At 69.4% G+C, this 25,523-nt stretch carries 21 protein-coding genes; 14 read left to right on the top strand and 7 right to left on the bottom strand.

The features are described 5' to 3' along the window. Positions 1–1,315 (bottom strand): Hsp70 family protein (locus ACFXN1_RS46665; RefSeq protein WP_379463985.1); only part of this gene is annotated, 1,315 nt, incomplete at its 3' end. 313 nt (positions 1,316–1,628) lie between these two features. Between ACFXN1_RS46665 and ACFXN1_RS46660 the strand changes: the two genes are divergently transcribed. The 3 genes from ACFXN1_RS46660 (at position 1,629) to ACFXN1_RS46650 (ending at position 7,515) form a co-directional block, all read left to right on the top strand. Continuing rightward, positions 1,629–3,569: an IniB N-terminal domain-containing protein gene (locus ACFXN1_RS46660; protein ID WP_379443710.1), complete on the top strand. Its 1,941-nt coding sequence runs from the start codon at positions 1,629–1,631 to the stop codon at positions 3,567–3,569. A gap of 85 nt (positions 3,570–3,654) precedes the next feature. Next, entirely contained in the window at positions 3,655–5,502 is a 1,848-nt protein-coding gene (locus ACFXN1_RS46655) for a dynamin family protein (protein WP_379443723.1), read from the top strand. Between the two features lie 411 nt (positions 5,503–5,913). Continuing rightward, complete coding sequence (locus ACFXN1_RS46650; RefSeq protein ID WP_379443711.1) at positions 5,914–7,515, top strand: dynamin family protein; 1,602 nt, start codon at positions 5,914–5,916, stop codon at positions 7,513–7,515. A 10-nt stretch (positions 7,516–7,525) separates the two neighbouring features. Here ACFXN1_RS46650 and ACFXN1_RS46645 read toward each other — a convergent pair whose 3' ends face one another. Together ACFXN1_RS46645 and ACFXN1_RS46640 are read right to left on the bottom strand one after the other, a co-directional pair. After that, the gene (locus ACFXN1_RS46645) at positions 7,526–8,686 is read right to left on the bottom strand and encodes a zinc-binding dehydrogenase (RefSeq protein WP_379443712.1); all 1,161 of its coding nucleotides are present in this window, start codon (positions 8,684–8,686) and stop codon (positions 7,526–7,528) included. Positions 8,687–8,810: 124 nt separating this feature from the next. Then, positions 8,811–10,493 carry an MFS transporter gene (locus ACFXN1_RS46640; protein ID WP_379443713.1) on the bottom strand — a complete coding sequence of 561 codons (1,683 nt, stop codon included), beginning with the start codon at positions 10,491–10,493 and terminating at the stop codon, positions 8,811–8,813. 112 nt (positions 10,494–10,605) lie between these two features. On the opposite strand from ACFXN1_RS46640, the gene ACFXN1_RS46635 reads away from it, so the two are divergent. The 3 genes from ACFXN1_RS46635 to ACFXN1_RS46625 all read left to right on the top strand — a co-directional run bounded on the left by ACFXN1_RS46635 (position 10,606) and on the right by ACFXN1_RS46625 (position 13,018). Continuing rightward, positions 10,606–11,121: a MarR family winged helix-turn-helix transcriptional regulator gene (locus ACFXN1_RS46635; RefSeq protein ID WP_379443714.1), complete on the top strand. Its 516-nt coding sequence runs from the start codon at positions 10,606–10,608 to the stop codon at positions 11,119–11,121. 69 nt (positions 11,122–11,190) lie between these two features. Then, complete coding sequence (locus ACFXN1_RS46630) at positions 11,191–12,063, top strand: haloalkane dehalogenase (RefSeq protein ID WP_379401222.1); 873 nt, start codon at positions 11,191–11,193, stop codon at positions 12,061–12,063. 109 nt (positions 12,064–12,172) lie between these two features. Further along, on the top strand, positions 12,173–13,018 hold the full coding sequence (locus tag ACFXN1_RS46625; RefSeq protein ID WP_379443716.1) for an RNA polymerase sigma factor: 846 nt from the start codon (positions 12,173–12,175) through the stop codon (positions 13,016–13,018). Here the strand turns inward: ACFXN1_RS46625 and ACFXN1_RS46620 are convergent. Then, on the bottom strand, positions 13,007–13,486 hold the full coding sequence (locus ACFXN1_RS46620) for a winged helix-turn-helix transcriptional regulator (RefSeq protein ID WP_379443717.1): 480 nt from the start codon (positions 13,484–13,486) through the stop codon (positions 13,007–13,009). The two genes, ACFXN1_RS46625 and ACFXN1_RS46620, sit on opposite strands and share 12 nt — an antisense overlap. Positions 13,487–13,607: 121 nt before the next feature. Between ACFXN1_RS46620 and ACFXN1_RS46615 the strand changes: the two genes are divergently transcribed. After that, positions 13,608–14,093, top strand: coding sequence for an SRPBCC domain-containing protein (locus ACFXN1_RS46615; protein ID WP_379443718.1), 486 nt, complete (start codon positions 13,608–13,610; stop codon positions 14,091–14,093). Between the two features lie 38 nt (positions 14,094–14,131). On the opposite strand, the gene ACFXN1_RS46610 is transcribed toward ACFXN1_RS46615, so the two are convergent. Beyond that, entirely contained in the window at positions 14,132–15,025 is an 894-nt protein-coding gene (locus tag ACFXN1_RS46610) for an LLM class flavin-dependent oxidoreductase (protein WP_379401224.1), read from the bottom strand. Positions 15,026–15,188: 163 nt separating this feature from the next. On the opposite strand from ACFXN1_RS46610, the gene ACFXN1_RS46605 reads away from it, so the two are divergent. The 7 genes from ACFXN1_RS46605 (at position 15,189) to ACFXN1_RS46575 (ending at position 23,169) form a co-directional block, all read left to right on the top strand. Next, a complete protein-coding gene (locus tag ACFXN1_RS46605; protein ID WP_379443719.1) occupies positions 15,189–16,259 on the top strand; it encodes a DUF1707 domain-containing protein in 1,071 nt (356 codons plus the stop codon). A 9-nt stretch (positions 16,260–16,268) separates the two neighbouring features. Beyond that, entirely contained in the window at positions 16,269–17,039 is a 771-nt protein-coding gene (locus ACFXN1_RS46600) for a DUF1707 domain-containing protein (RefSeq protein WP_379443720.1), read from the top strand. Between the two features lie 223 nt (positions 17,040–17,262). Continuing rightward, positions 17,263–19,101, top strand: coding sequence for a molecular chaperone DnaK (gene dnaK, locus ACFXN1_RS46595; protein ID WP_364619978.1), 1,839 nt, complete (start codon positions 17,263–17,265; stop codon positions 19,099–19,101). Between the two features lie 20 nt (positions 19,102–19,121). Then, positions 19,122–19,706 carry a nucleotide exchange factor GrpE gene (gene grpE, locus ACFXN1_RS46590; RefSeq protein WP_379401329.1) on the top strand — a complete coding sequence of 195 codons (585 nt, stop codon included), beginning with the start codon at positions 19,122–19,124 and terminating at the stop codon, positions 19,704–19,706. A 54-nt stretch (positions 19,707–19,760) separates the two neighbouring features. Further along, positions 19,761–20,939 carry a molecular chaperone DnaJ gene (gene dnaJ, locus ACFXN1_RS46585; RefSeq protein WP_379388689.1) on the top strand — a complete coding sequence of 393 codons (1,179 nt, stop codon included), beginning with the start codon at positions 19,761–19,763 and terminating at the stop codon, positions 20,937–20,939. After that, entirely contained in the window at positions 20,939–21,331 is a 393-nt protein-coding gene (locus ACFXN1_RS46580) for a heat shock protein transcriptional repressor HspR (protein ID WP_379443721.1), read from the top strand. Before dnaJ ends, ACFXN1_RS46580 begins: the two co-directional genes overlap by 1 nt. Positions 21,332–21,999: 668 nt before the next feature. After that, positions 22,000–23,169: a globin domain-containing protein gene (locus ACFXN1_RS46575; RefSeq protein WP_379446291.1), complete on the top strand. Its 1,170-nt coding sequence runs from the start codon at positions 22,000–22,002 to the stop codon at positions 23,167–23,169. Positions 23,170–23,321: 152 nt separating this feature from the next. On the opposite strand, the gene ACFXN1_RS46570 is transcribed toward ACFXN1_RS46575, so the two are convergent. Together ACFXN1_RS46570 and ACFXN1_RS46565 are read right to left on the bottom strand one after the other, a co-directional pair. After that, positions 23,322–24,107: an FAD-binding oxidoreductase gene (locus ACFXN1_RS46570; protein ID WP_379401228.1), complete on the bottom strand. Its 786-nt coding sequence runs from the start codon at positions 24,105–24,107 to the stop codon at positions 23,322–23,324. 31 nt (positions 24,108–24,138) lie between these two features. Then, entirely contained in the window at positions 24,139–25,299 is a 1,161-nt protein-coding gene (locus ACFXN1_RS46565; RefSeq protein ID WP_354843320.1) for an FAD-binding oxidoreductase, read from the bottom strand. Positions 25,300–25,523: the final 224 nt, after the last annotated feature.

Below are 25,523 nucleotides of genomic sequence, written 5' to 3'. Positions count from 1 at the left end.
CGGCCACCGCGGCCGCGGCCGCGCCGATCACCGCGAGGCGCTTCCAGTGCCGGAAGCCGCCGGCGGGTTCCTCGACCGGGAGGTCTGGCAGCAGTGGAATGCGCTGGGCCGCAGGCGATTCCGCCATCAGCGCGGTATCGTCCGCCGCCGTTCGGCCGGAATCGCCGCCGGGGCCCGGTGGTTCGGGATCCGCGGGCCCGGCCGGGGAGCCGGCCCGGGGCCGCTGGGGGAGCCCGGCCGCGGTGCGGCCGGGGGCGCGGGCCGGGCCGCCGTCGGCCTCGGCGAGGCCCACGCCGCCGACCGCGATCGCCGGATGCGCCTCGGTGTCGGTGGTGTCGGCGAGCAGGTCGGCGGCCAGCAGGGCGGCGCCGTGCGCGCTGAGGTGGGCCGGGTCGGCGGCGGCCGCGACCGGGATGCCGAATTCGGTGGACAGCAGTTCGGTTACCAGCGGGATGCTCGCGCCGCCGCCGATGACCAGGAAGCCGTCCAGATCGGCCGCGGTGAGTCCGGCCCGGCGCAGGGCCTCACGGACCAGATCGGTCGAACCGAGGAGCGGACCCCGCAGCAGTTCCTCGATATCGTCGCGAACCAGTCGTACGTCCACTTCGGCCATGGCGGGCAAACGCACGGGCACCATGGTGGCGGTATTTGTGGATAGAGTTTCTTTCGCAATTTTGCAGCGAACGCGGAGCGCCGCTAATTCTTGTTCCACCAAAGGGTCGAAAGGATCGAAATCCTTTTCGCCGACCGCATGGGCGAGCACGAAACGCATTGTCAGCAGATCGAATTCCGACCCGGCCACCTCGGTGGTCCGTACCGGTTCGCCCAGCAGGCCCGACATGGCCCCCGTGCGCGCCACCGAAACCGTCAGGCCGGTGGCCCCCAGGTCGTACACCACCATCGCGCCGTCGTGGCTGGACTCGTGCACCTCCTGCAGCCAGCGCATGGCCGCTGTCGGCTCCGGGACCAGGGCCACCGCGTCCAGGCCGGCCGCGTCCAGGGCGGCCCGCTGCACCTCCACGGTGTGCTGCGACCACCAGACCGGGTAGCAGGCGACCGTGGCCGCGGCCGGGCCCGTGCCGTCCACCGCGCGGCCGATGGCCGCCGCCACCAGGTCGGCGGCGCGGACCGCGGATCCGTCCCGGGTTCTGATGTCCACGGGATCCCCGACCCGGGCCAGGAAACCGTCCGGAACCTCCGGCTCGGCGCCCAGCACGCTGGGCCACGTATGTACTGTGTGTTGTCCCCCCGAAGTCGTCACGGCAACCGTATGCGACGACCCGACGGTGATGCCGAGCGCCAGCCCCTGACTCATTCGAGTTCCCCTGTCATTACCCAACGCGCGACCGGTGGATCGCGTGCCGAAAGCTCTTCGGTCCGATTCGTACGAAAAATCTCGGGTTAGGCCGCGTGGCCCACCCCGCCTGTCGGTAGCTGAGGGGATCCCGTTACCGATTCCCCCGCAGGTTTGGGGAAATTCCCCTAATGTTCGCCTGCCCCCCTAGGTGATCGCTGTGGAACTTGGGGGAGTTCACCCCGTTACGCGTAACGAGTTGCCTTCCTAACGTGAAAGGCAATTCGAGCAGCGCGGGTCAGCGGGGCCCGCCCATCCAGGGAGACGATTCGCCATGAGCCCCAACGCAATTCTCGAGTTCATCCTCAATCTGCTGCGCGACCACGAGGCCGCGGTCAGCTATTGCAACAATCCGGGCGGGGCGCTGGCCGCCGCCGGGCTGGAGAATGTGACCCCCGAGGACATCGCCGCCGTGGCCCCCATGGTGGCCGAGTCCGCACTGGTTGCGGGAGGTTCGCAGCTGTCCGACATCATTGCTGCGGGTGGGACGACCGGCCTGGGCGCCGACACCGGGCTGGGCGGCTCAGCCGGGCTGGGCGCCGACACCGGTCTCGGGGCCAACGGCGGCGTGGGCGGCTCGGCCACGATCGGCGACTCCGCGGGTGTGAATTTGGGCACCACCGCTGCCACCGCCACCCAGGTGTGCCTGACCGGCGACACCGGCACCGGTCTCGAACTGGGCCTGTCCGATGGCATCGGCGCGGTCGTCGGTGCGGCCGCCGACCTCGGTGCGGGTCTGTCCGCCGGACTCGGCGGCGCGCTCGGCGTGGCCGGTGACGTCGCCACCGGCGTGGAGACCGACCTCGGTGGCGTGCTCGGCGTGCAGGCCGCCGCCGACCTGACCTCCGCCCTCACCGGCGGCCTCACCGCCGGCGCCGGTCTCCAGACCGGCCTCCAGGGCGCCCTCGACACCGTCACCCAGGCCAGCGCGGACCTCACCACCGGCCTGACCGGCGCCCTCGACTCCGCTGCCGGCGTCGGCGCGGGCCTCACCGGCGCGCTGAACACCGCCGCCGGAGTGGGCGCGGGCGTGCAGACGGGTCTCGATGGCGCGGTGAACGCGGCGGGTGGCCTCGGAACCGGCCTCGGCGCCGGGCTTTCCACCGGAATCAACAGCGCACTCGATGCGGGCCTGGGCGTACAGACCGGCCTCAATGGTGCGGCGAACGTGGGCGCGCAGCTCGGAAGTGGTTTGGAGACCGGGCTTTCCGGGGCGGCCGACACCGTGGTCGGGGTCGGCAGCCAGCTCGGCGGCGACCTGAACAGTGGCCTCTCGGGCGGTCTGAACACCGGTGCCCAGGTGGGCGCGGGTCTCGATACCGGAATCAACACTCTGCTGGGCGCTGGTACCCAGGCGGGCGCAGGACTGCAGACCGGCATCGGCGGCGGCGCGAACGTCGGCGCGGGCCTGGGCACGCAGGTCGGAGCCGGCCTGGAGACCGGTCTCTCCGGTACGGCCGACACTCTGGCGGGTGCCGGGACGCAGCTGGGTGCGGGGCTCGATGGCGGCCTGCACACGGGTGCGGATCTGGGTGCGCAGCTCGGAAGTGGCTTGGATACGGGCATTTCCGGCGTGGGTACTGCGGTGACCGGGATCGGCGCGGGCGTGCAGGGTGGTCTCGGGACCGGGATCGACACCGCGGTGGGCGCCGGGACTCAGGTCGGGACCGGTTTGGAGACCGGGCTCGGCGGGGCCGCGAATGTTGGTGCGGGGCTCGGGACCCAGGTCGGGAGTGGCCTCGATGCCGGGGTGCACTCGGCCCTCGGCGCGGGGACTCAGGTGGGCGCGGGTCTGGAGACGGGGCTCGGCGGGGCCGCGAATGTGGGGACCGGGCTGGGTGCGGGTGTGCATTCGGCGCTGGATGCGGGGACGCAGCTGGGCGGGGGCGTGAATACCGGTCTGACCGGGGTGGGAAATTCGGTCGCCGGGGTCGGCGGCGGGTTGGATGCCGGGGTGGGGACGCAGGCCGGTGGGGGCGTGCAGGTGGGGAGTGGGCTCGATGCCGGGGTGCACGGTGGGACCGCGGTGGATGCCGGGTTGCACGGTGCCGGTACGAATCCCTGGGCGGGTGTGGATGTTTCGCAGGCGTTCGGCGGCGGGGTGCATGCTCCGGGTGCGGACGCGTCGCTGTTCGGGGATGGTGGGGCGCACACCGGGGTGGATCTCGGAACGCACCCGGGCGGGGACGTCGTCGGCGACATGCTGCACTCGTAGATCGAAGGGTCGCTCGCCGCGGTGAGCGACGACCTGTCGGAACACAAACGGCTGGAATAGGTTCGGTGAGCAGGCTGTGACAGGCATGGTGGCGGCGAATCCGCTGTTGACGATGGTGTCGGAGACCATCGCGGTGGCGAAGGCCGCGGAACGCGGGGATCTGGTCGCGCGGCTGGAGACGGTCGCGGGCAAGGTGCGCGATCCGCGGCGGCGGATCCTGGTGGCCGGTCTGGGGAATCAGGGCAAGAGCCGGTTCGTCAACGCGCTGATCAACATGGATGTCTGCCCGGTCGCCGACGATGCGACCACGGCGGTCACCACGGTGCTGTCCTACGGTGAGCAACCGCGGGCGACCGTGGTCGCGGCGGGCGCCGACGGCGGCGAGAACACCCGGGAGCCGCTGCCCTTCGAGGCGGTCCCCGCCCTCACCGCTCGCAGTCCGCAGGGCCGCGCCGTGCTGCGGCTCGAGTTGGAGGCCCCGAGCCGGCTGCTGGCCGACGGCATCGTGGTGGTGGATACGCCGGGACTGGGCGTGCACGGAACCACCGGCGCGGCAGGCGTTCTCGCGCAGGCCCCGGCCGCGGACGCGGTGCTGGTGCTCACCGACGCCTCCACCGAGCTCACCGAGACCGAGGTGGATTTCCTGCGGCAGGTGCGGGAGCTGTGCCCGGCGGTGGCGGTGCTGGTCACCAAGATCGACCTGTATCCGCATTGGCGGCAGGTGTTCGAGGCGAACCGGAAGCACCTGCACGCCAATGGGATCGAGATGCCCATGCTGCCGGTGTCAGCGGTGTTGCGCGCGCACGCCATGCGCCTGCAGGACGAGGGCCTGGGTCGCGAGTCCGGGTTCGGGCTGGTGTTCCAGTTCCTGCGCGAGCAGGTGGTGGCCCGGGATCAGGCGGCGATGCAGCGTGCGGTCGCCCTCGACATATCCTCCGCCGCGGAGCATCTGGCGCTGGCGCTGGGCAGTGAGCTGGTCGCGCTGCGTGATCCCGAGCGGGGCGCGGCGGCCATCCGGGAGCTGCACGCCGCCAAGGCCGAGGCGGAGAAACTGCATCGCCACACCGCCGCCTGGCAGCAGACGCTGGGTGACGGCATCACCGATCTGGCGGGGGATATCGACCACGATCTGCGCAACCGCCTGCGCGATATCGCCCGTACCGCCGAGGACTGGATCGACCAGCACGATCCCGGCCGGCACTGGGACAGCATGGACGAATGGCTCACGGCCACCGTGGGTTCCGCGGTCGGCGACAACCTGGTGTGGACGGGCACCCGCGCGGTGAAGCTGGCCGAGCGGGTCGCCACCCACTTCGACGATCTCGGTGCGGTGGATCTGCCCGAGGTGCGCGACACCCTCGACGACGACTCCCGCGCCGAATCCTGCACCCTCGCCGATCTGGAACCCGATCTGGGACTGGGCCACAAGCTGCTGGTGGGTGTGCGCGGCTCCTACGGCGGCGTGGTGATGGCGGGCATGGTCGGCACCATGGCCGGGCTGGCCCTGATCAACCCGCTCTCGCTGGGTGCGGGAGTCCTGCTGGGCGGCAAGGCCTTCAGCGATGACAAGAAGGCCCGGCTGGCCAAGCGTCGTGCCGATGCCAAGATGGCGGTGCGCCGCTACCTGGACGACATCGCCTTCCACACCGGCAAGGAGACCAAGGACCGCCTGCACCGCATCCACCGCCTGCTGCGCGATCACTTCACCGCCATCGCCGACCGCACTCTGCGCTCCATCGACGAATCCCTGCGCGCCGCCCAGGAGGCCGCCAACCTGGAGGCCGCTCGCCGCACCGAACGCGCCGCCGAACTCGAACGCCGCCTGCACGTCGTGGCCGAACTCCGCCGCCACGCCAACACCCTCCTCGGCCCGGAACCCCAGGCCGCGCTGGCTCCCGCCGCCCAGCCGCAGCTTCCGCCCACCGCGTACTAGTGCAGACGACTCGGCCCGCCAGCGGCCGGGTGTCGCTGCCGAGGCGGTTCCAGTGCTCACGACCGGGCCTGTCATTCCGCACCTGAGGAGGGTCAGCGGGGCGACCGTTGGACGATCCCACCGCGCGAGGCCGGCTCCGGGCGTGGTCGTGGCAGTGGCACTGGCCAGTTGGGCAATGTGCCGGACCGGCGCGGGGCCGGGAACAGGCGCGGCGCACCGGGAGGAAGGCAGGGCGTTCACGTTCGGGCGGGCAAGATCAAGGGCTGGGTGGCCGGGTTCGCGGTGTGGTGAGCTGCCACTCGGAACTGGGAATCGGCTGTGAGAGCTGCGCGGTTCTGATAACGATTCGGCGTGGCCGGGCGAATGCCTTGCGATGCGTGGAGGTGCGGTGTGCTTCGGAATCGGGAGCCTATGAGGGACGACGCGAGCGGTGTCGGGTATGGGCTGGTGCCGGAGACGCGCGGGCTGGTGGCGGCGGCGCGGCGGGCGCTGGGCGAGCGGCCGCGGGTGCGCGGTCAGCTGGACGAGTGCGCGCGGCGGCTGGACGAGCCGCTGCGGGTGGCGTTGGCGGGCCAGCTCAAGGCCGGTAAGTCGACGCTGTTGAACGCCCTGGTCGGGCAGGACATCGCGCCGACCGACGCGACCGAGTGCACGCGGCTGGTCACCTGGTACCGCAATGGGACCGCGCCGCGGGTGACCGCGTTCAGCCTGGACGGGGCGCGCGCCGATGTGGTGGTGCGGCGCGGCCGCGGGGCCGAGGGGCTGCCGGGCGCGCACGGGCTCACCTTCGACCTGTCGGCGCTGCGCTGGAACGCCCCCGCGCCACGCGAGGTGGACCACCTGGCTGTGGAGTGGCCGTCGGCCGAGCTGGCGCAGACCACCATCATCGATACGCCCGGCATCTCCTCGCTGTCGCGGGAGGTGTCGGCGCGCACCTCGCGGCTGCTCACGCCGGGCGGCCCGGGCCCGGCGCTGCCGCCCGCCGATGCCGTGCTCTATCTGCTGCGTCGTCTCGACGCCGCCGATGTGGATTTCCTGGAGCGCATCGGCGCCGGCCCGAGCGCGAGTTCCGGTGCGCCGCAGTCCTTCTCCGGTCCGCTGGGCGTGGTGGGCGTGGTGTCGCGGGCCGACGAGATCGGCGCCGGGCGCATCGACGCCCTGCATTCCGCCCGCGATGTGGCCGCCCGCTTCGCGACCGAGCTGGAGCGAACCGGCCTGTGCCAGTCCGTGATTCCGGTGGCGGGCCTGCTGGCGTTCGCCGCCGCCACGCTGCGCCAGCGCGAATACGATGCCTTCGAGGCGCTGGCCGCCATCCCGGTGGACGAGCTGACCGCGGCCCTGCTGTCGGCGGACCGCTTCGCCCATCCCGATCTGCCGCTGCCGGTCCCGGCCGAGTTGCGCGCCCACCTGACGGCCCGCTTCGGTTTGTTCGGAATCCGCCTGGCCGTCACCCTGATCCGGCTCGGTGTCCGCGGCTCGGAGGCCCTGGCGGCCGAATTGTCCAACCGCAGTGGCCTCGACGAACTCCGCACCGTCCTGGACGTCCAATTCGCCCAGCGCGCCGACGAATTGAAGGCCCATTCGGCCCTCACCGCCCTGGCCCGCATTCTCATCGCCAACCCGGGTTCGGCGGCCGATGCCCTGCTGCCGCGGGTGCGCACCCTGCTCGCCGATGTGCACGGCTTCGCCGAACTCCGCCTGCTGGCGCACCTGCGCTCGGACGAATTGCCCCTGCCCCCAGAAGATCTGGCCGAACTGAACCGCCTCATCGGCGGCACCGGCGTGGCCCCTACGCTGCGACTGGGCCTGTCCGCCCACACCGATCTCGCCACCCAGCGCGACGCGGCCCTGGCCGCGGTCCAGAAATGGCGTGCCCGGGCCCGCCACCCGCTGGCCGATCAGTTCACCGCGAATGCCTGCCTGACCGCGGCCCGCAGCGCGGAGGGCCTGCTGGACATCCTGCACGAGCCCCCGACCACGCCTTTCTCGGCGTTGCGGCGGCCCGGCCACTAGGCGCCCGGCGTCAGGGTGCCGTGCGGTCGCTGCGCGGGTCGATCAGGATCTTGGCGTGGTGCTCGGGTGAGGCGAGGGTGGTGAAGGCCGCGTCGATGCCGTCGAGGCCGACGGTCCCGGTGATCAGCGGGCTGGGATCCACCTTCCCGTCGGCGATCATATGGAGGGTGTCGCGGAATTCGCCCGGGTCGTAGCCGAGGACGAACCGCAGCTCGATCTCCTTGTTGATGGCGGTGGCGGGATGGAAGACGTCCTGCTGCATGCACACCCCCACGACCACCACGCGGGTCAATGGCGGTGCGGCGGTGAGGATCTGGTCGATGATGCCGGGCACGCCGACGCATTCGAAGACGACGGGCCCCGTCGGACCGCGGTCGAGGGTGTGCGCGACGCGGAACAGGTACCACCACGGGAAGTTCGGGATCCGCCGCAGACGTTCCATGGCGTCGAAGCCCAGATTGAGGATGTCGGAGGCGCCGGTGATCCGCGGCTTCTTCGGCGTTGCCTCCCAGGGTGATTCGACGGCGGGGTCGACCACCACATCGGCCCCGCACCGGCCCGCGAGTTCGCGGCGGCGCGGCGAGAAGTCGCTCGCGATCACGGTGCGCACGCCCGCCGCCTTCAGCATGGAGATGACGGCCAGCCCGATGGGACCGCACCCGACGACGAAGGCGGTCTGTCCCTTGCTGATCCGGCTGCGGCGGACCGCGTGCCAGCCCACCGCCATCGGTTCGGTGAGGGCGGCGTGGTCGGGGGACAGGCCGTTGGGGACCGGGAAGGTCATGGGTTCCTGCACCAGCACCTGCTCGGCGTAGCCGCCGGGCGCGTTGGCCGACAGTCCGGTGAGTTCGGGCTGCCGGCCGGTGCGCAGGATGGGCAGTGCCACCACCGGGGTGCCGGGCTTCCAGCGCCGACGGGTGCCGGGACCGTATTCGGCGATCTCGCCGGTGAATTCGTGTCCCATGACGATCCGCTGGTCGGAGCGCATGAAGTGGTCGTAGCCGGTGGCGGCGGCGAGGTCGGCGAGTTCGTCGCAGTGCAGGCGGGCGTGCAGGTCGGACCCGCAGATGCCGCAGCGGGTGACGGACAGCAGTACCTGACCGGGCCCGGGTACGGGGGTGGGCAGGTCCTCGACCCGGAATTCGCCCTTGCTGACCACGGTCGCGCGCATGCCTGACTCCTGTCGAATGCCGGTGACATTGTGGATTCTTCACCGGAACGGACTACGGGTCCGGTGAATCACCGAACCCGCGGCCGTTTTTGCCGGACTCCGTGTCCGGATCCCGCCGGTGGGGTCAGACTCCCACGAGTTCCTCCTCGGTCTCCACCTCGTGCTGCTCGAGCCGGGTGTCGCGCGGCAGCGCCAGGAATCCGAGGCACACCAGCGCCATCAGCCCGATGCCCCACACCAGCGTGTGGTCGAAGGTGTGCGCGAAGTTGACCGCATTGGCCTGTTCACCCCCATGCGCGAGGGCCTGGCCGACAGCCGGATTCGCGGCCGGAGACTGGCAGCTCGCCGGGATGACGGAGGGATCCACCTCGGCGGAGCGATCCCGCACACAGGCCCGGAAGTTCGCGAGGATCTGCTCCTGCGCGGGTCCGGGCACCCCGGCCGCGGCCAGCTCGGTGCGGGTCTGCGCGGCAACGGAATCCACGCCGCGCGCCGAATCATGATCCAGCTGGGCGAAGAACAGAATGCCGACCAGTGCCACGCCCAGCGCCATCCCCAGCTGCTGGCCGGTGTTCAGCAGCCCGGATGCTGCCCCGGCCTCGCGGTCGGGAATCTGCCCGAGCAGCATGTCGATGGTCGGCGCGACCACGATGCCGAATCCGATGCCGGTCACGATGAGCGGCAACACCATCTGCCAGGAGGCGAAATCGGATTCGTAGTGGGCGGCCATCGCGCCGTACAGCGCGAACCCGCCCGCCGTGACCAGTCCGCCCGCCAGCAGCACCCACTTGCCGAACCGCGGCGCCAGCATGCTGACCGACACGCCCGCCCCGATGCCCGCGCCGACCGCGAAGAACACCGAGGTCAGGCCGGCCCGCATGGGCGACCAGCCCAGCCCGGCCTGCATGAACAGCGTCCAGATCAGGAAGAACCCGCCGAAGCCGATCCAGAACAGCAGCCAGCTCGCCAGGCCGACGGTGAACGGCCGCGACCGGAACAGGTCCAGGTCGATCAGGGGTGATCCGCCGTTGCGGCTGCGCCACCGTTCGTAGACCACGAAGGCGGCGAAGGCCACGGCCGCCGCGCCCATCATGACGAAAGTCCAGGCGGGCCAGTCCAATCGACGGCCCTCGGTGAGCGGATACACCAGCAGCAGCACCGCGGAAATGGCGAGCACCATGCCGGCGACGTCCAGGCGCGGCGCGTGCGCGGACCGCGAATCCCGCATCACCAGGGCCGCGGCGGCCAGCGCGATCAGGCCGACCGGCACGTTCACCAGGAAGATGGGCCGCCAGCTCAGATCGAAGAGATTCCACTGCACCAGCAGCCCGCCCAGGGACAGCCCGACCGCGGACGCGGATCCGCCGACGCCGCTGTAGACGGCAATGGCCTTGGCGCGCTCGTCCTTCGGGAAGGTGACGCGAATGATGGCGAGGATCTGCGGCACCATGAGCCCGGCCATCGCGCCCTGGACGAACCGCGAGCCGATGAGCAGTGCGGGTGAGGACGCCAGGCCGCAGGCCAGTGAGGCCGCGGTGAATCCGGCCATGCCGAGCAGGAACAGGCGTTTGCGGCCGTAGATGTCGCCGAGCCGCCCGCCGGTGATGAGTACGGCCGCGAAGGACAGCACGTACGCGGCGATGATCCATTCGATCTGCGAGTAGGCCGCGCCCAGGTCCTTCTGGATGCTCGGCACGGCCACATTGACGATGGTGACGTCGAGCAGGTCCATGAATCCGGCGGCCAGCACGACGGTGAAGGCGATCCAGCGGCGTGGATCGAGGGTGGGGGAATTGTCGGTATCCATGCGCGAGCTCTCTTCGCTATCGGGGGTTGGATCGACTCCTCAAACTATGCACCTGAAGTGATTATCAATCAAGTGGGCAATCACGGTTAGGGCATTGCTGTAAGCTGTGTAGGTGACCGACGCCGATCCCCAGTACTCACCGCTGTTCGAGAGCGCCGCCTTCCTGCTGGGGCAGTTGGGATCGCATTCCGCGTACCGCTTCGACGCGCTGCTCGCGCCCCTGGGGATCAGGCCGCCGCAATACGGCACGCTGCGCCTGCTCGAGGCCAATGACGGCCGGACCCAGCAGCAGCTGTGCGATGCCCTGGGGATCCACCGGAATGTCATGGTCAGCCTGATCGACGACCTGGAGAAGCGCGGCCTGGTCGAGCGGCGCAAGCATCCGGTCGATCGCCGCGCCCACGCCGTGCACCTGCTGCCCGCCGGGCGCGAGACCATCGCCCGCGCGGCCGCGATCGCCGATGGGCTCAATGCGGAACTGCTCGCCGCGCTCGACCCCGAGGACCGGTCGCGGCTGCTCGCGCTGCTGCAGCGGACGGCGATCGGCAACGGCCTGACGCCGGGTGTCCATCCCGGCCTGACCGTCGCGCCGGGCACCGTGCCCATGTATGGCCCAGATCACACCTAGGCGCTGTCACAGGCTGGGCCGGCGCGTGTCCAACCAGGTGTAGGCAACTCACCCGGAAGGACACCGACGATGGCCACCATCGACGTTCTGGACTCGTTCATCAACTACACCGACACCGGCAGCGGTGCGGTGCCCGTCGTGTTCCTGCACGGCAACCCCACCTCGTCCTACCTCTGGCGCAATGTGATCCCGCACGTGAGCGGCGAGACCCGCGCCCTGGCACCCGATCTCATCGGCATGGGCGCCTCCGGCAAGCCGGAGAGCGACTACCGCTTCGTCGATCACGCCCGCTACCTGGATGCCTGGTTCGACGCCCTGGGCCTGGACCAGGTCGTGATCGTGGGCCACGACTGGGGTGGCGCACTCGGAATGGACTGGGCCGCACGGCATCCCGAGCGGGTGCGCGGTATCGCCGTGGTGGAGACCTTCCTGCGGCCGATGCGCTGGTCGGAGATGCCGCCGCAGGGCGCGGAACTGTTCCGCCGCTTCCGTTCTCCCGAAGGCGAGGAGATGGTCTTGGAACGCAATATGTTCATCGAATTCAACCTGCCTGCCGCCACCCGGAATCTGAGCCCCGAGGCCCTGGACGCCTACCGCGCGCCCTACCCGACCCCGGAGTCCCGCCGGCCGATGCTGGCGTGGCCGCGCGAATTCCCGCTGGAGGGTGAGCCGGCCGACGTGGTCGCCATCATCGAGAACTACGACCGGTGGATGGCCGCGAGCCCCGAGGTGCCGAAGCTGGTCATGCACGTCGAGGACGGTGTCGGTCTCGGCTCGCCGGAGGTGATGGAGTGGGCGCGGCGGACCTTCGCCGCCGCCGAGCTCGCGAATATCGGACCGGCGGGACATCACTGCCCCGAGGACCAGCCCGATGCCATCGGGCAGGCGGTCGCGCAGTGGATACACCGCCACGCCCTCACCGCCACTGCGGCCGTGGCCTGATCCGCCGGGTCGCACGGCCGGGCGGTTCGACCGGTTAGCCTGGTTTCGCCGTGGCAGGGCTGATCGCGGGGCGCACCATGGTGTGCCCCGTGATCCCTATGCTGGCGATATGGACACCGGATCGGACATCGACGAGCGCGCGCTCGTCGCACGGGCCGTCGAGGGCGATCGCGCCGCCGTCTCGGATATCGTTCGGCTGCTGCAGGATCCGATCTACCGGCTGGCGTTGCGCATGGTGTGGCGGCCCGCCGACGCCGAGGACGCCACCCAGGAGATCCTGCTGCGGGTGGTCGGCAATCTCGCGACCTGGCGCGGCGAGGCCCGGCTCACCACCTGGGCCTACCGCATCGGCGTCAACTACCTGCTGAATCTGAAGCGGCAGACGCCGCAGGAAGCGCAGCAGCTCAGCCTCGACCAGTTCGGCGAGGGACTGAAAGACGGCCTGGCCGAGGAGGATTACCGCGGCCCGGAGTCCACGCTGCTCACCCACGAGGTGCGGCTGAACTGCAGCCAGGCCATGCTGCAGTGCCTGGGCCGCGACGAACGCGTGGCGTACGTGCTCTCCGACGTCTTCGAGGTGAGTTCGGAGGAGGCCGCCTGGATCGTCGGCGCGACACCCGCCGCGTATCGGAAACGGGTGGAGCGGGCCAAGAAACGGCTCGGGAACTTCCTGCAATCCACCTGCGAGCTGGCGAATCCCCAGGCGTTCTGCCGATGCTCGCGGCGGGTGGAGAAGGCCGTCGAGCTGGGCCGGGTGGATCCGCGCCGCCCCGCCTTCGCCGCGCACCCGATCACGCCGGGCGGGCGCAGTGTGGAGGAGGCGGAGCGGCAGATGGTGCGCCTGCACGATGCCGCCGCCGTGCTCGGCGCGCATCCGGATTACGCCGCGCCGCAGGCGAAGCTGGAGGCCATCGCCGGGCTGCTGCGTTCGGGGCGGTTCCCGCTACTGGAGTGACGCGGGCGTCCCGTACTTCATCTCGTACGCCCACGGCGCGAGCTCGGCCGTCACCGCTGCCAGGTCGGGGCTGGCGTCGCAGTCCGAACACTCCAGGCGCACATCGACTTTCCCGCCGCACCCGGTGTGCCGGTAGGTGACCGGCGGTCCGTCCGGCGCCGCCCAGCGGTCGCCCCAGTCGGTGAGCGCGAGGATGACCGGTTTCAGGTCGAGTCCCTTGGCGGTGAGCAGATATTCGGGGTGGCTGCCGGTGCCGCTGCGCTGCTCGAAGATTCCGGCCTCGACGAATTCGGCGAGCCGCTTGGTGAGGATGTTCGGCGCGATGCCGAGCGAACGCTGGAACTCGGTGAACCGGGTCATCCCGGCGAACATGGCATTGCGCACGATGAGCAGGCTCCAGCGCTCGCCCACGATCTCCAGCGTGCGCGCGGCCGAGCACACCTCCCCGTCGTACATGCGTCCCAACATGTATCCAGATTGACTCATCCGCTTGTGTGATGCAAGTAACCGCACTATCGTTATGCAAGTAAGTTCTCGCGAGACCCACTCCGACCCGTCCTGTGTGTTCAGGAAAGAAATGGGACCTGCCATGACTGATCAGAACTTCACCACCAGCGTCACCGTCGACCGCACCCCCGCCGAGGTCTTCGCCGCCGTCCTGAACGCCCGCGGGTGGTGGGGGAAGGGCATTACGGGCGGCACCGAGCACCAGGGCGACACTTTCGTCTTCGAGGTCCCCGGCGTCCACCGCAGTGCTATCGAGCTGACCGAGGTGGTGCCGAACCGCCGCGTGGTCTGGCTGGTCAAGGACAACTGGATGTCCTTCGTCCAGGACAAGACCGAATGGGTGAATACCGAAATCCATTTCGACATCACCGAAACCGACGGCGGCACCGAACTCCGCTTCACCCACGTCGGGCTCGTTCCCGACTACGAGTGCTACGACTCCTGCTCTCCGGCGTGGACGTTCTACATCACCGAGAGCCTGCGCGACCTGGTCACCACCGGCGTCGGCCAGCCCAGTGAACTTCCCGCCGAGATCGAGGCGGTCGAGGCCGCGAAGGCGGCGCCGTAACCTCGAGGAGGTCCGCGAACGGCGCTCCGATCGCGGGTTCAGCCGTCGCCCAGGAGCTTTCGCGCGATGGGCACCACCTGTCGCGCGAAACGCTGCACCTGGTCGACGTCGAAACCCGGCGGCCAGTAGATGAAGGTGTCGAACCCGGCGTCGCGGGCCAGGCGGACGATGATGTCCGCCCACTCCTCCGGGGAGCCGTGAATCGGGTCGGAGCCATGGGGATCCGGGTGTAGCGACCGGTCGCTCACCACGCCGGGCAGCGCCGCCAGCCGGGTGATGGTGCGCGGATCCCGCCCGAGCGAGCGCGCCACCGCGTCGATGCGGGCATTGGCTCCGGCCCACTGCTCCCAGGGCATCCAATTCGGCAGCGGTGCAACCCATCCGTCGGCCGCCGAGCCGATCAGGTCCAGCGCGTGCGGGCCCATGGCGCCCAGCCAGATCCCGATATTGTGCGCGGGCGCGGGCCCACCCTCGATGCCCTGCACCGTGTATTCGGTGCCCACCACGGACACCAGCTGCCCGGGCCGCCATTCCGCCCGGATGATGGCAATGCTCTCGGCCAGGGCCATGAGCGCCGACCGGCCCTTGCGGGCGGGCCCGCCCATGGCCACCACGCCGCTCTCGAAAGCGCCCGCCCCCAAACCCAATTCGAAGCGCCCGCCGCTGAGCAGGTCGAAGGTGGCGGCCTGCTTGGCGATCATGGCGGGCGTGCGCAGCGGCAGATTCGCCACGCCCGGATACAGGCTGACCCGGCCGGTGGCCGCCAGGCAGGCCCCGATCACCGCGAAGGTGTCGCCGAACTGCGCGTTGTAGGGATGGTCCTGGATGGCCACCAGATCCAGCCCCTCGGCGTCGGCGGCCACGGCCATATCGATGACGTCCGGCAGCGCGGCCGCGACGGGCGGGATCGAAATACCGAACCTTGCCTGCATCGCGCCTCCTCACCAGCGGAAATCGACGCTCACGATCTTCGTGGGCGGTTGCGTGCAACACCGGCATTTCGGACGTCGGCGCGCATCCCGGGCGTGTCCCGCCCGTGCTCACCGCCCTGCCGGAAACCGCGCGGTACGGCCAGGTTCCGTTTACGATCCCCGCGTGAGCTCGAAATCGTCCGGATCGCCCGGGGATTCGCCCGGGGCCGGGCGGATGCGGGCGCGGGACATCGACCGCGTCAACGCACGGGCGTTGCTCGACGCCGCCTTCGAGGAGGGCGAGCTCGCGGTCGAGGAGTACCACCAGCGGTCCGAGCAGGCGCAGACCGCACAGACCCTCGGCGAACTGCAACGACTCATCGGCGACCTGCAGCCGAGCACCAAGACCGCCGACCTCACGCCCGCCGGCCGGCGGGCGCGTCGGCCGTCCGCGGGCGGCTATCCGCCGCGCACCCGGGCCCGCGACAGCGACCGCCAGGCCACCTGCACCCTGCTCGACGCCGCCCGCGCGGACGGGCAGCTGAGCGCCGCCGACCATCGCACCCTCACCGAACTCGCCGGCGAGGCGCGGACATTGGGCGAACTGGCCCAGCTCACCGATGATCTGCAGCGGCCCGTCGACGCCCCGCCGGATCCCGCCCCGCCGAAGTCGCGGCGCGAGAACTGGTTCGCCGCCGGCGTCGCGGCCCTGAGCATCGCGGTCGCGGTGGGCACCTTCGTAGCCGTGGATCGCCCCGCCACCCCGGCGGCCGGACCGCCCGCGGTCGACCTGGGTGTGATCGGACCGATGGTGCTGCCCCGGCCGAAACTCACCGAGGCCGAGGGCATCGGCTACTTCCGGGACGCCTATCGCGCCAAGTTCGGCGACACCATCGTCGACGAGGTCGACCTGTTCCCCGACTACGCGGTGGTCACCCGCGGGACCCAGGCCAACCGCAAGGTCCGCTACACCTATCGCGGCGGCTTCGACCAGGGTGACCAGCCGCAGACCCGATCGCCGCAGACGCCGAACGCGGATCTGGCCGCGCTGAACGTGCCGGCCATCGCCGCGCTCGCGGCCCGGGCCCCGGCGCTCACCAAGGTGGATCAGGGCACGGTCAGCTACCTCGACATCGAGGGGTCCGGCAGCGGGCCGATCGTTCGTATCTATGTGGGCAACAAGGCCAATGAGAACGGCTACCTCGAGGCGACCCTCGACGGCCGGATCGTGCGGACCCTGGCGTTCGGGGGATAGGTCGAGATCATGGCTGATGCACGCTCCCAGGGATTGCGGGCCCGCGACACCGATCGCGTGGATGCCTGCACCCTGCTCGACGCCGCCCGGGACGCCGGCGAGCTCACCGCGGCCGAACACACCCACCGGACCGCGAAGGCCATGGCGGCCAAGACCTTCGGCGAACTGGACGCGGTACTGGAGGATCTGCAGATTCCCGCCAATCTGGTGAATTCGCCTGTGGTGCGGGCGAATCGGCGCGGTCCGTCCACCCGCATGCGGGTCGCCGCCGCGATCCTGGTGGCCGCGGCCCTGCTCGGCGCGTTCGCGGGGTGCGTCTCGCGCACGGCCGCACCGAAACCCGCTCTGCCGGACCCGACCACGGGCCCGGGCCTGGCCAGTTTCGTCGCGGCCTACCAGGACCACTTCGGCGACACCAAGGCCGATCAGGTTCTCCTCTATCCCACCTACGTGATCATCGAGCGCCGCCAGGATCCGTCGGCGCCACGTGACGCGCACATCCGTTACGACGGCAGCTTCCACTCCTATGACGACATCGCCCGGTCTCCGGGCGTGGACATCTTCGACATGTCGGTCCTGGATCTGAAGAAGATCGCGGGCCTGCTCGCCGGGGCTCCGCAGTCGGCGGGCGTGCCCAACGGCCGGATCGGCCACGTCGAGATCGCCCGGGGCGCCGATGGCAGTCCGGTGGTGACCGTCTACGTCGACGACGGTTCCCAGCACGGCTACTTCAAGGTCACCGCCATCGGCGAGCCGATGGCGATCTACCCGCCCAGCTGATCGGTCGAAGAATTTTTTGTGCTGCATGGAATAGATGACGTGCGGTCCCCGTTGGGACAGGTCAGCAAGGTTGAGCGAGTTGGACTCAAGTTCAAGTTGCGCGCCGCCGCCGGCGGGTGCAGGATTGAGCCGACCACGCTCAGTGTTACTGGGATTGCAGTGCGCCGGAGTCGCTCGGAAGGGATTCCGGGGCGCTCAGGTACGTCAACTAGGAGGAACCACCATGGCTCGTGCGGTCGGTATCGACCTCGGGACCACGAACTCTGTCATCGCCGTTCTCGAAGGCGGCGAACCGGTCGTCGTGGCCAACTCGGAAGGATCGCGCACCACGCCGTCGATCGTCGCTTTCGCCAAGAACGGTGAAGTGCTCGTCGGTCAGCCCGCCAAGAACCAGGCCGTCACCAACGTCGACCGCACCATCCGGTCCGTCAAGCGCCACATGGGCGAGGACTGGTCTGTCGACATCGACGGCAAGAAGTACACCCCGCAGGAGATCTCCGCGCGCGTGCTGATGAAGCTGAAGCGCGACGCCGAGGCCTACCTGGGTGAAGAGATCACCGACGCCGTGATCACCGTCCCCGCCTACTTCGAGGACGCGCAGCGCCAGGCCACCAAGGAGGCCGGTCAGATCGCGGGCATGAACGTGCTCCGCATCGTCAACGAGCCCACCGCGGCCGCGCTGGCCTACGGCCTCGACAAGGGCGACAAGGAACAGACCATCCTGGTCTTCGACCTCGGTGGCGGCACCTTCGACGTCTCGCTGCTGGAGATCGGCGAGGGCGTCGTCGAGGTCCGCGCCACCTCCGGTGACAACCACCTCGGTGGCGACGACTGGGACGAGCGCATCGTCGGCTGGCTGGTCGACAAGTTCAAGGGCACCTCGGGCATCGACCTGACCAAGGACAAGATGGCCATGCAGCGTCTGCGCGAGGCTGCCGAGAAGGCCAAGATCGAGCTGTCGTCCTCGCAGTCGACCTCGATCAACCTGCCCTACATCACGGTCGACGCGGACAAGAACCCGCTGTTCCTCGACGAGCAGCTGACCCGCGCCGAGTTCCAGAAGATCACCTCGGATCTGCTGGACCGCACCCGCAAGCCGTTCCAGTCGGTCATCAAGGACGCCGGCATCTCGGTCGGCGACATCGATCACGTTGTGCTCGTTGGTGGTTCGACCCGTATGCCCGCCGTGTCCGACCTGGTCAAGGAACTGACCGGCGGCAAGGAGCCCAACAAGGGCGTGAACCCGGACGAGGTCGTCGCCGTCGGCGCCGCCCTGCAGGCCGGTGTGCTCAAGGGCGAGGTCAAGGACGTCCTGCTGCTCGATGTCACCCCGCTGTCGCTGGGCATCGAGACCAAGGGCGGCGTGATGACCAAGCTGATCGAGCGCAACACCACCATTCCGACCAAGCGGTCGGAGACCTTCACCACGGCCGACGACAACCAGCCGTCCGTGCAGATCCAGGTCTTCCAGGGTGAGCGCGAGATCGCTTCGCACAACAAGCTGCTCGGATCGTTCGAGCTGACCGGCATCCCGCCGGCCCCGCGCGGCGTGCCGCAGATCGAGGTCACCTTCGACATCGACGCCAACGGCATCGTCCACGTCACCGCCAAGGACAAGGGCACCGGCAAGGAGAACACGATCAAGATCCAGGACGGCTCCGGCCTGTCCAAGGAGGAGATCGACCGCATGGTGAAGGACGCCGAGGCGCACGCGGCCGAGGACAAGGCGCGTCGCGAGGAGGCGGAGACCCGCAACCAGGCCGAGTCGCTGGTGCACCAGACCGAGAAGTTCATCAAGGACAACGAGGACAAGGTCCCGGCGGACGTCAAGACCAAGGTCGAGGCGGCCATCGCGGAGGCGAACGAGGCGCTCAAGGGCACCGACATCTCGGTCATCAAGACCGCGGTGGAGAAGCTCGCCACCGAGTCGCAGGCGCTGGGCCAGGCCATCTACGAGGCCTCGGCCGCGGACCAGGCCGCCCAGGGCAACGGCGCGGGCGCGCCGCAGTCCGATGACACCGTCGTGGATGCCGAGGTCGTCGAGGAGCCTGAGAAGAAGTGACGAACCAGAACCCGGAAAACATGGTCGACTCGGCCACGGGTGAGGTCTTCGAGGCCGCGGCGGACACCGCCGCGGCCCTCGGGGCCGAGGGAACTCCCGAGGTCAGTGAGGACGCCCTCGCCGACGCGATCACGGCCGAATTGGCCGAGCGCACCGCCGATCTGCAGCGTCTGACCGCGGAGTACGCCAACTACCGCCGCCGCGTCGAGCGCGACCGCAAGGCCGCCATCGACACCGCCAAGGCCGCGGTCGTGGGCGAACTGCTCCCGGTGCTCGACGATCTGGATCGTGCCCGCGCGCACGGTGACCTCGACAACGGGCCGCTCAAGTCGGTCGCGGACAAGCTGGTCACCGCCCTGCAGAAGCAGGGCCTCGAGGAATTCGGTTCGGAGGGTGAGCCTTTCGACCCGACCCTGCACGAGGCCGTGCAGCACGAGGGCAGTGGCGCGGACCCGATCCTCGGCATGGTGATGCGCAAGGGCTACCGCTTCGGCGATCGCGTGCTGCGGCACGCGCTGGTCGGCGTCACCGACGGTGTGGCGGATCTGGCTGCGGCGCAGCCGGATACGACGAACGCTGGCACCGATGCCGCTGGCACTGATTAACAACGCACAGACGCCCCCGGCGTCACCGACAACACAGAAAGGAGGAGATGCCCGGTGAATCGAGAGTGGCTCGAGAAGGACTTCTACAAGGATCTGGGTGTTTCCTCCGGCGCCACCCAGGACGAGATCAAGAAGGCCTACCGCAAACTGGCCCGTGACCTGCACCCGGACAAGAACCCCGGGGACAGCACGGCCGAGGAGCGGTTCAAGGCCGTCAGCGAGGCGAACGCCGTGCTGTCGGATCCGGAGAAGCGCAAGGAGTACGACGAGGCCCGGAAGCTGTTCGCCGGCGGCGGTTTCGGACGCGGCGGGTTCTCGCCCGGGGGTGGCTACGGCCAGCCCGGCGGCGGGTTCTCCGGCGAGTTCAACCTCGGCGACATCTTCGGCGCGGGCGCCGGAGCCGGTGGCGCCGACGGCGGCCTGGGCGATCTGCTGGGCGGTCTGTTCAATCGCGGTGGCACCCGGACCTCGTCGCGTCCGCGGCGCGGTTCGGATGTGGAGACCGAGACCACCCTCGGCTTCCGCGAGGCCGCTCAGGGCGTGACCGTCCCGCTGCGCATGACCAGCCCGGCCGCCTGCACCACCTGCCACGGCAGTGGTGCCAAGCCGGGCACCAGCCCGCGAGTCTGCCCGCACTGCAATGGCACCGGTGTGGTCAGCCGGAACCAGGGCGCGTTCGGCTTCAGCGAGCCGTGCGAGGACTGCCGGGGCACCGGGTCGATCATCGACGACCCGTGCGTCGACTGCCGCGGTAGCGGCATCCAGAACCGGACCCGCACCATCACCGTGCGCATTCCCCCGGGTGTGCGCGACGGGCAGCGGATCCGGCTGGCCGGTCAGGGCGAGGCGGGCCTGCGCGGCGCGCCTCCGGGCGACCTGTACGTCACCGTGCACGTCAGCCAGGACAAGGTCTTCGGCCGCAATGGCGACGACCTGACCCTGGTGCTGCCGGTCTCGTACGCCGAACTGGTGCTGGGTACCACGGTTTCCGTGCCCACCCTGGACGGCCGTGTCGGCGTCAAGGTGCCGCCGGGCACCGCCGACGGCCGGACCCTGCGGGTGCGCGGGCGCGGTGTGCCCAAGCGCGACGGCGGCGCCGGTGACCTGCTGGTCACGGTGAAGGTCGCGGTACCGCAGAAGCTGGACGACAATGCCGCCGAGGCGCTGCGGCGCTACGCGGAGGCGGAGAAGACCAGCGGGTTCGATCCACGTGCGGGATGGGCAGGTGCGTAATGAGTTCCGATCCGAAGAAGACCGAGGCCCAGTACTTCCTGATCTCGGTGGCCGCGCAGCTGGCGGGCATGCACGCCCAGACGCTGCGCACCTATGACCGGCTGGGTCTGGTTTCGCCGCAACGCACCTCGGGCGGCGGGCGGCGCTACTCGGACCGGGATGTGGAGCTGCTCCGCGAGGTGCAGCGCCTGTCCCAGGACGAGGGCGTGAATCTGGCCGGCATCAAACGGATCATCGAACTCACCAACCAGGTGGAGGAGCTGCAGCAGCGGGTGAGCGAGTTGACCGCCGAGGTGGAAAGGCTCCGGTCGGGGTACCGCCCCGACCTGACCCCGCCGCAGCGCAGCACCGCTCTCGTGGTGTGGCAGCCCCGAAACCGGCGAAGGCAGTAGCCGCCTCCCCGGGACTTCAGCGCCCGGCTCGGGAGCCGTCGTCGGTTTCGCACGCGTGCCGGCGGTCGGGAGCCGAACCGATTTCGGGCGTACCCGGGGAGTTACCCGCATCTCGCGAAATCAGTTGTCCCGTTTGGGGAACGGGGAGGGGTCGGGAGCGTTGCTCCCGACCCCTCCCTTGCTGTATCAGGCTTTGCGGGTGAGGACGGGTGTTCGCCCGGTTGTGATTGTTGCGGACAATGTGCTGAGTTCCCAATGGGGACTGTGGGATTGGCGAAGTTCTTGGCGCCGATGAATTGCAAACAGACCGGTACGTTATAATTTGACGCCGATCGTGAGTTTTGTCCGTATGCTGCAAGGGAATTCAAGGACCGGCACAGTTGCGGCAGGATCGCTGTTTTCCTGAGTCTTGCAAAACGGATCAGGCAGGTTCGTTGGCTGAAAGCCTGTGTCTCACGGCGTGTTCCGGTTGAACAGTCTGTTTTCGGCTCGGATACCCCGCAACATTCACGTTTTCGAGGAATAAAGGCCGTGTTATCGAAACGTCCCGTTCCGTTGCTGGCTAACCTCGCCTACACTTGCTTGGCAACGGCTGCTGTCGAGTGTCCCGCAGCACTTCACTCGCCGGTCACGCCTGCGTTCGATTGCGAAATGGGGTTGTGACACACATGGATTCGCGCACCGTCGCATTGATAAGAACAACGTTCAAGGCGGTTGCTGCGGAAGAAGGTGGCCCCGAGAAACTCGCGCGATCGTTCTACGCCATCCTCTTCACGGAGTACCCCCACGTTCGCGACCACTTCCCCGCCGCCCTGGACGCCCAGCGCGACCGGCTGGTCAAGGCCATCGCCTACGTGGTGGACCGGCTGGAGGAGCCGGACCGGTTGCTGCCCTTCCTGGCCCAGCTCGGGCGCGATCACCGCAAGTACGGGGTGGTGGCCGAACACTATGAGGCCGTGGGGAACTCGCTCAAGAGCGCGCTGGAGGCCTACGCCGGCACCGAGATCTGGACCGACGAGATCGGGCGCGCCTGGGACGAGGGCATCGGCGTCATCGCCGAAACCATGATCAACGCGGCCGAGCGGGAGACCACCCCGCCGGTATGGACCGGCACCGTCATCGAACACCGGGAAGTACTGCGCAACCTGGCCATCGTGCGCCTGCGGCTGGACCAGCCCATGCAGTACGCGGCCGGTCAGTACATGAGCGTGCAGATCCCGTCCCGCCCGCGCATGTGGCGCTACCTGTCCCCGGCCATCCCCGCCAACGCCGGCGGCGAACTGGAATTCCACATCCGCGGCGTGACCGGCGGTTGGGTCAGCCCGGCCATGGTCGGCCACAGCCGGGTCGGCGAGCAGTGGCTGATCGGCTCGCCACTGGGCGGGCTCGGCGTGCCCCGCAACACCCGCCGCAAGCTGCTCATGATCGGCTGCGGCACCGGAATCGCCCCGCTGCGCGCCCAGCTCATGGCCATGACCGCCCGGCGCTCCAACCCCAAGGTGGATCTGTTCGTCGGCGGCCACTACCCGTGCGATCTCTACGATCTCGAGGTGCTGAGCCAATTGGCCTGCGCCAACAAGTGGCTCAGCGTGCACCCGGTCACCGAGTCCACCGAGAACCCGTGGTGGCACTTCGACGACTTGGACGGGATCCGCGAGTATCCGGGCCTGCAGCCGCGGGTGGTCGGTCAGATCGGCAAGATCGTGGCGAGCCACGGCTCCTGGGACGACCGGGACGTGCAGATCGTCGGTGCGCCGTCCATGGTGCAGACCACCAAGTTCCGCCTCATGGCCGCGGGCACCCCCACCGAGAACATCCGCCACGACCCCTTGTTCTGAGCGCGGCTGTCCCGCCTCCCCGGATATTCAGCGGACGGCTGAGAGCCGTCGGACTTGGGCACCCGTGCCGGCGGTTGGGAACCAAAACACTCTCGGGGGTACCCGCAGAGTTACCCGGATCCTTGCGAAATCAGTTGTCGCGTCGGCGATTATCAAAAACCCTCGTAGCGAATGGCTTCCGCGGGCGCGCCGATGGCGACCAGCTGATCGATGGTGTTGCGGACCATGGCCGCGCCGCCGCAGACCAGGATCTGGTGGTGGTCCAGCGGGCCGAAGCGTTCCGGGATGTCGGCGATGGTGCCCGGCATCATCTCCTCCGGGCGGAAACCGATGTCCACCCGGCACTGCTCGTACCAGGTGTCGACGAGATCCGGGTCGTACTCGTTCTGCACCACGGGAACGACCGTGAGCCACGGCAATTCACCGGTCAGCAGGTAGAGCATGTCGGAGGCGTAGAGGTCGCGCGGGTAGCGCCCGCCCACGAACAGGTGGGTGCGCGGCGGCTGCTCCCGGCGCGACAGATCCAGCAGCAGCGCGCGCATCGGCGCGAGCCCGACCCCGTCGGCGATCATGACCACCTCGGTGGCCCCCGGTTCCACGGCCAGCCAGCCCGCGGGCGCGCTGATCCGCCATTCGTCGCCCGGATGCGAGTCGGCGACGATGGAACCGCTGCACCAGCCGCCCGGCACCGTGCGCACGTGGAATTCCAGCTTGCCGTCCAGCGAGGGCGGCAGCGCGGGATACAGGCGGCGCACCATGTTCGGATGCTGCGGCGTGCGCACCTCCACCGACTGGCCCGCCGCGAACGGCACGAACTCGCCGATCAACCGCACCACCGTGGTGTCCTCGCGCAGCCGGTGCGCACCCACCACCGTGGCGTTCCACTCCGTCTGCGCGCCGAGCGCGAGCTCTCCGGTCTCGTCCGGGCCGAGCGTCACCGATAACTCCTGATTGTCGAAAGGCCGTGCACTACACCGGATCCGAGCTTATCGCCGACGTCGGCGTGCCCACCGCGAGCAGGGCGCGCTTGGTGTCGGCGATCATCCGGGCCGAGCCGGCGATCTGGATCTGACGATCGGCCCAGGCGCCGAAGCTGGCCACCACCGCGCCAAGGTTGCCGATCAGCCGCCGATGCATGCCGAACGGCGTCTCGGCCGGCGGATAGGGGTGCCACCACGGGTTGGTCTCGTTCTCGCAGACCGGGACCACCGTGAGCCACGGATTGGATTGTGAGAGCTGCCACATGTTCTCCACGTCGTAGAGATCACACGGGTAGCGCCCGCCCATGAACAGGTGCACACGCGGATTGATGCCGCGCCGGCCCATCTCGATGAGCTGTGCCCGCAGCGGGGCGATGCCGGTACCGGACCCGATCATGAGCACGTCCTTGCGGCGGCTCAGATCCACGTGCAGACCACCCAGCGGAGCGGCGATCATCCACCGGTCGCCGACCTGGGTCTCGTTCACGATGCCCGGGCTCACCCAGCCGGTGCGCACCTTCCGCACATGGAACTCGATCTCGCCGTACGGATTGGTGGGGATGGCCGGCGACAGGTAGCGCCACATCTTGGGCCGCTGCGGAATGGCCACCGGCACGTACTGCCCGGCCTGATAGGGGATCGGGGTGTCGGTCTGCAGACGGACGATGGCCAGATCGTCCACCACCCGCCGGTGCCCGACCACCGTCGCCTCCCAATACGGTTGCGACTTATCCGAATTGGCGCCGATGGCCATGGACGCCGAGATCAGGATGGTGATGTCGCGCCAGCCCGCCTCCAACTGCCGGCTCCAGTTCGCGGTGCCGTTGTAGCTGCGGAAGGCGTGGAGCAGGGCGCGCCCGGCGATGTCGTAGTGCGCCGCCTCAACCCCGTACTTGCGATGGTCGCGCGCGAGTTGCTCCAGGAAGCGTTGCGCGCGATCCCAGTCCTCCAGGTTGTCGAGCACGAACGAGATGGCCGTGACCAGCCGTTTCGGCTGCATGTCCATGGCGGAGGGGAACAATTCCCGCAGGGCGGGAATCTCTGCGAAAAGATGACCGTAGAACGCGCTGATCAGCCGTTCCGGCCCGTTGGGGGCCTCGACGACTGTCCGAAAGTTTGCGCGGACCAGCGCTGCCGAACGCGCATCCACGACGTCGAGCTTTCCTTCCTGTGCTGCTACCCCGGAACGCCTGCTGCCAGGCGGCCCTCCGCGTCAAGTATCCCTTAAAACGCGGTGGTCGCACGGATATAGCCGGAGGCCGATCGATTTGCGTAACCCTGAGTTCAGATCACCAGGACGATCTTGCCGCGTGCGCCGGATGCGCCGATCACGCCGGGGGCCTCGGCCAGCGGCGGCATGGCGCTGATCGGGAC

Origin of the sequence: Nocardia sp. NPDC059154 (genome assembly GCF_042755705.1) — a bacterium.
In the GTDB taxonomy this organism is placed as follows: domain Bacteria; phylum Actinomycetota; class Actinomycetes; order Mycobacteriales; family Mycobacteriaceae; genus Nocardia.
This window is presented reverse-complemented; position numbering and strand designations above follow the sequence as displayed.

Coding starts and splice junctions, on each gene's coding strand:
- ACFXN1_RS46630 (WP_379401222.1), top strand. CDS start 11,191: ATGGCCACCATCGACGTTCTGGACTCGTTCATCAACTACACCGACACC.
- ACFXN1_RS46650 (WP_379443711.1), top strand. CDS start 5,914: ATGAGGGACGACGCGAGCGGTGTCGGGTATGGGCTGGTGCCGGAGACG.
- ACFXN1_RS46640 (WP_379443713.1), bottom strand. CDS start 10,493: ATGGATACCGACAATTCCCCCACCCTCGATCCACGCCGCTGGATCGCC.
- grpE (WP_379401329.1), top strand. CDS start 19,122: ATGGTCGACTCGGCCACGGGTGAGGTCTTCGAGGCCGCGGCGGACACC.
- dnaK (WP_364619978.1), top strand. CDS start 17,263: ATGGCTCGTGCGGTCGGTATCGACCTCGGGACCACGAACTCTGTCATC.
- ACFXN1_RS46620 (WP_379443717.1), bottom strand. CDS start 13,486: ATGTTGGGACGCATGTACGACGGGGAGGTGTGCTCGGCCGCGCGCACG.
- ACFXN1_RS46660 (WP_379443710.1), top strand. CDS start 1,629: ATGAGCCCCAACGCAATTCTCGAGTTCATCCTCAATCTGCTGCGCGAC.
- ACFXN1_RS46645 (WP_379443712.1), bottom strand. CDS start 8,686: ATGCGCGCGACCGTGGTCAGCAAGGGCGAATTCCGGGTCGAGGACCTG.
- ACFXN1_RS46580 (WP_379443721.1), top strand. CDS start 20,939: ATGAGTTCCGATCCGAAGAAGACCGAGGCCCAGTACTTCCTGATCTCG.
- ACFXN1_RS46625 (WP_379443716.1), top strand. CDS start 12,173: ATGGACACCGGATCGGACATCGACGAGCGCGCGCTCGTCGCACGGGCC.
- ACFXN1_RS46615 (WP_379443718.1), top strand. CDS start 13,608: ATGACTGATCAGAACTTCACCACCAGCGTCACCGTCGACCGCACCCCC.
- ACFXN1_RS46610 (WP_379401224.1), bottom strand. CDS start 15,025: ATGCAGGCAAGGTTCGGTATTTCGATCCCGCCCGTCGCGGCCGCGCTG.
- ACFXN1_RS46600 (WP_379443720.1), top strand. CDS start 16,269: ATGGCTGATGCACGCTCCCAGGGATTGCGGGCCCGCGACACCGATCGC.
- ACFXN1_RS46655 (WP_379443723.1), top strand. CDS start 3,655: ATGGTGGCGGCGAATCCGCTGTTGACGATGGTGTCGGAGACCATCGCG.
- ACFXN1_RS46575 (WP_379446291.1), top strand. CDS start 22,000: ATGGATTCGCGCACCGTCGCATTGATAAGAACAACGTTCAAGGCGGTT.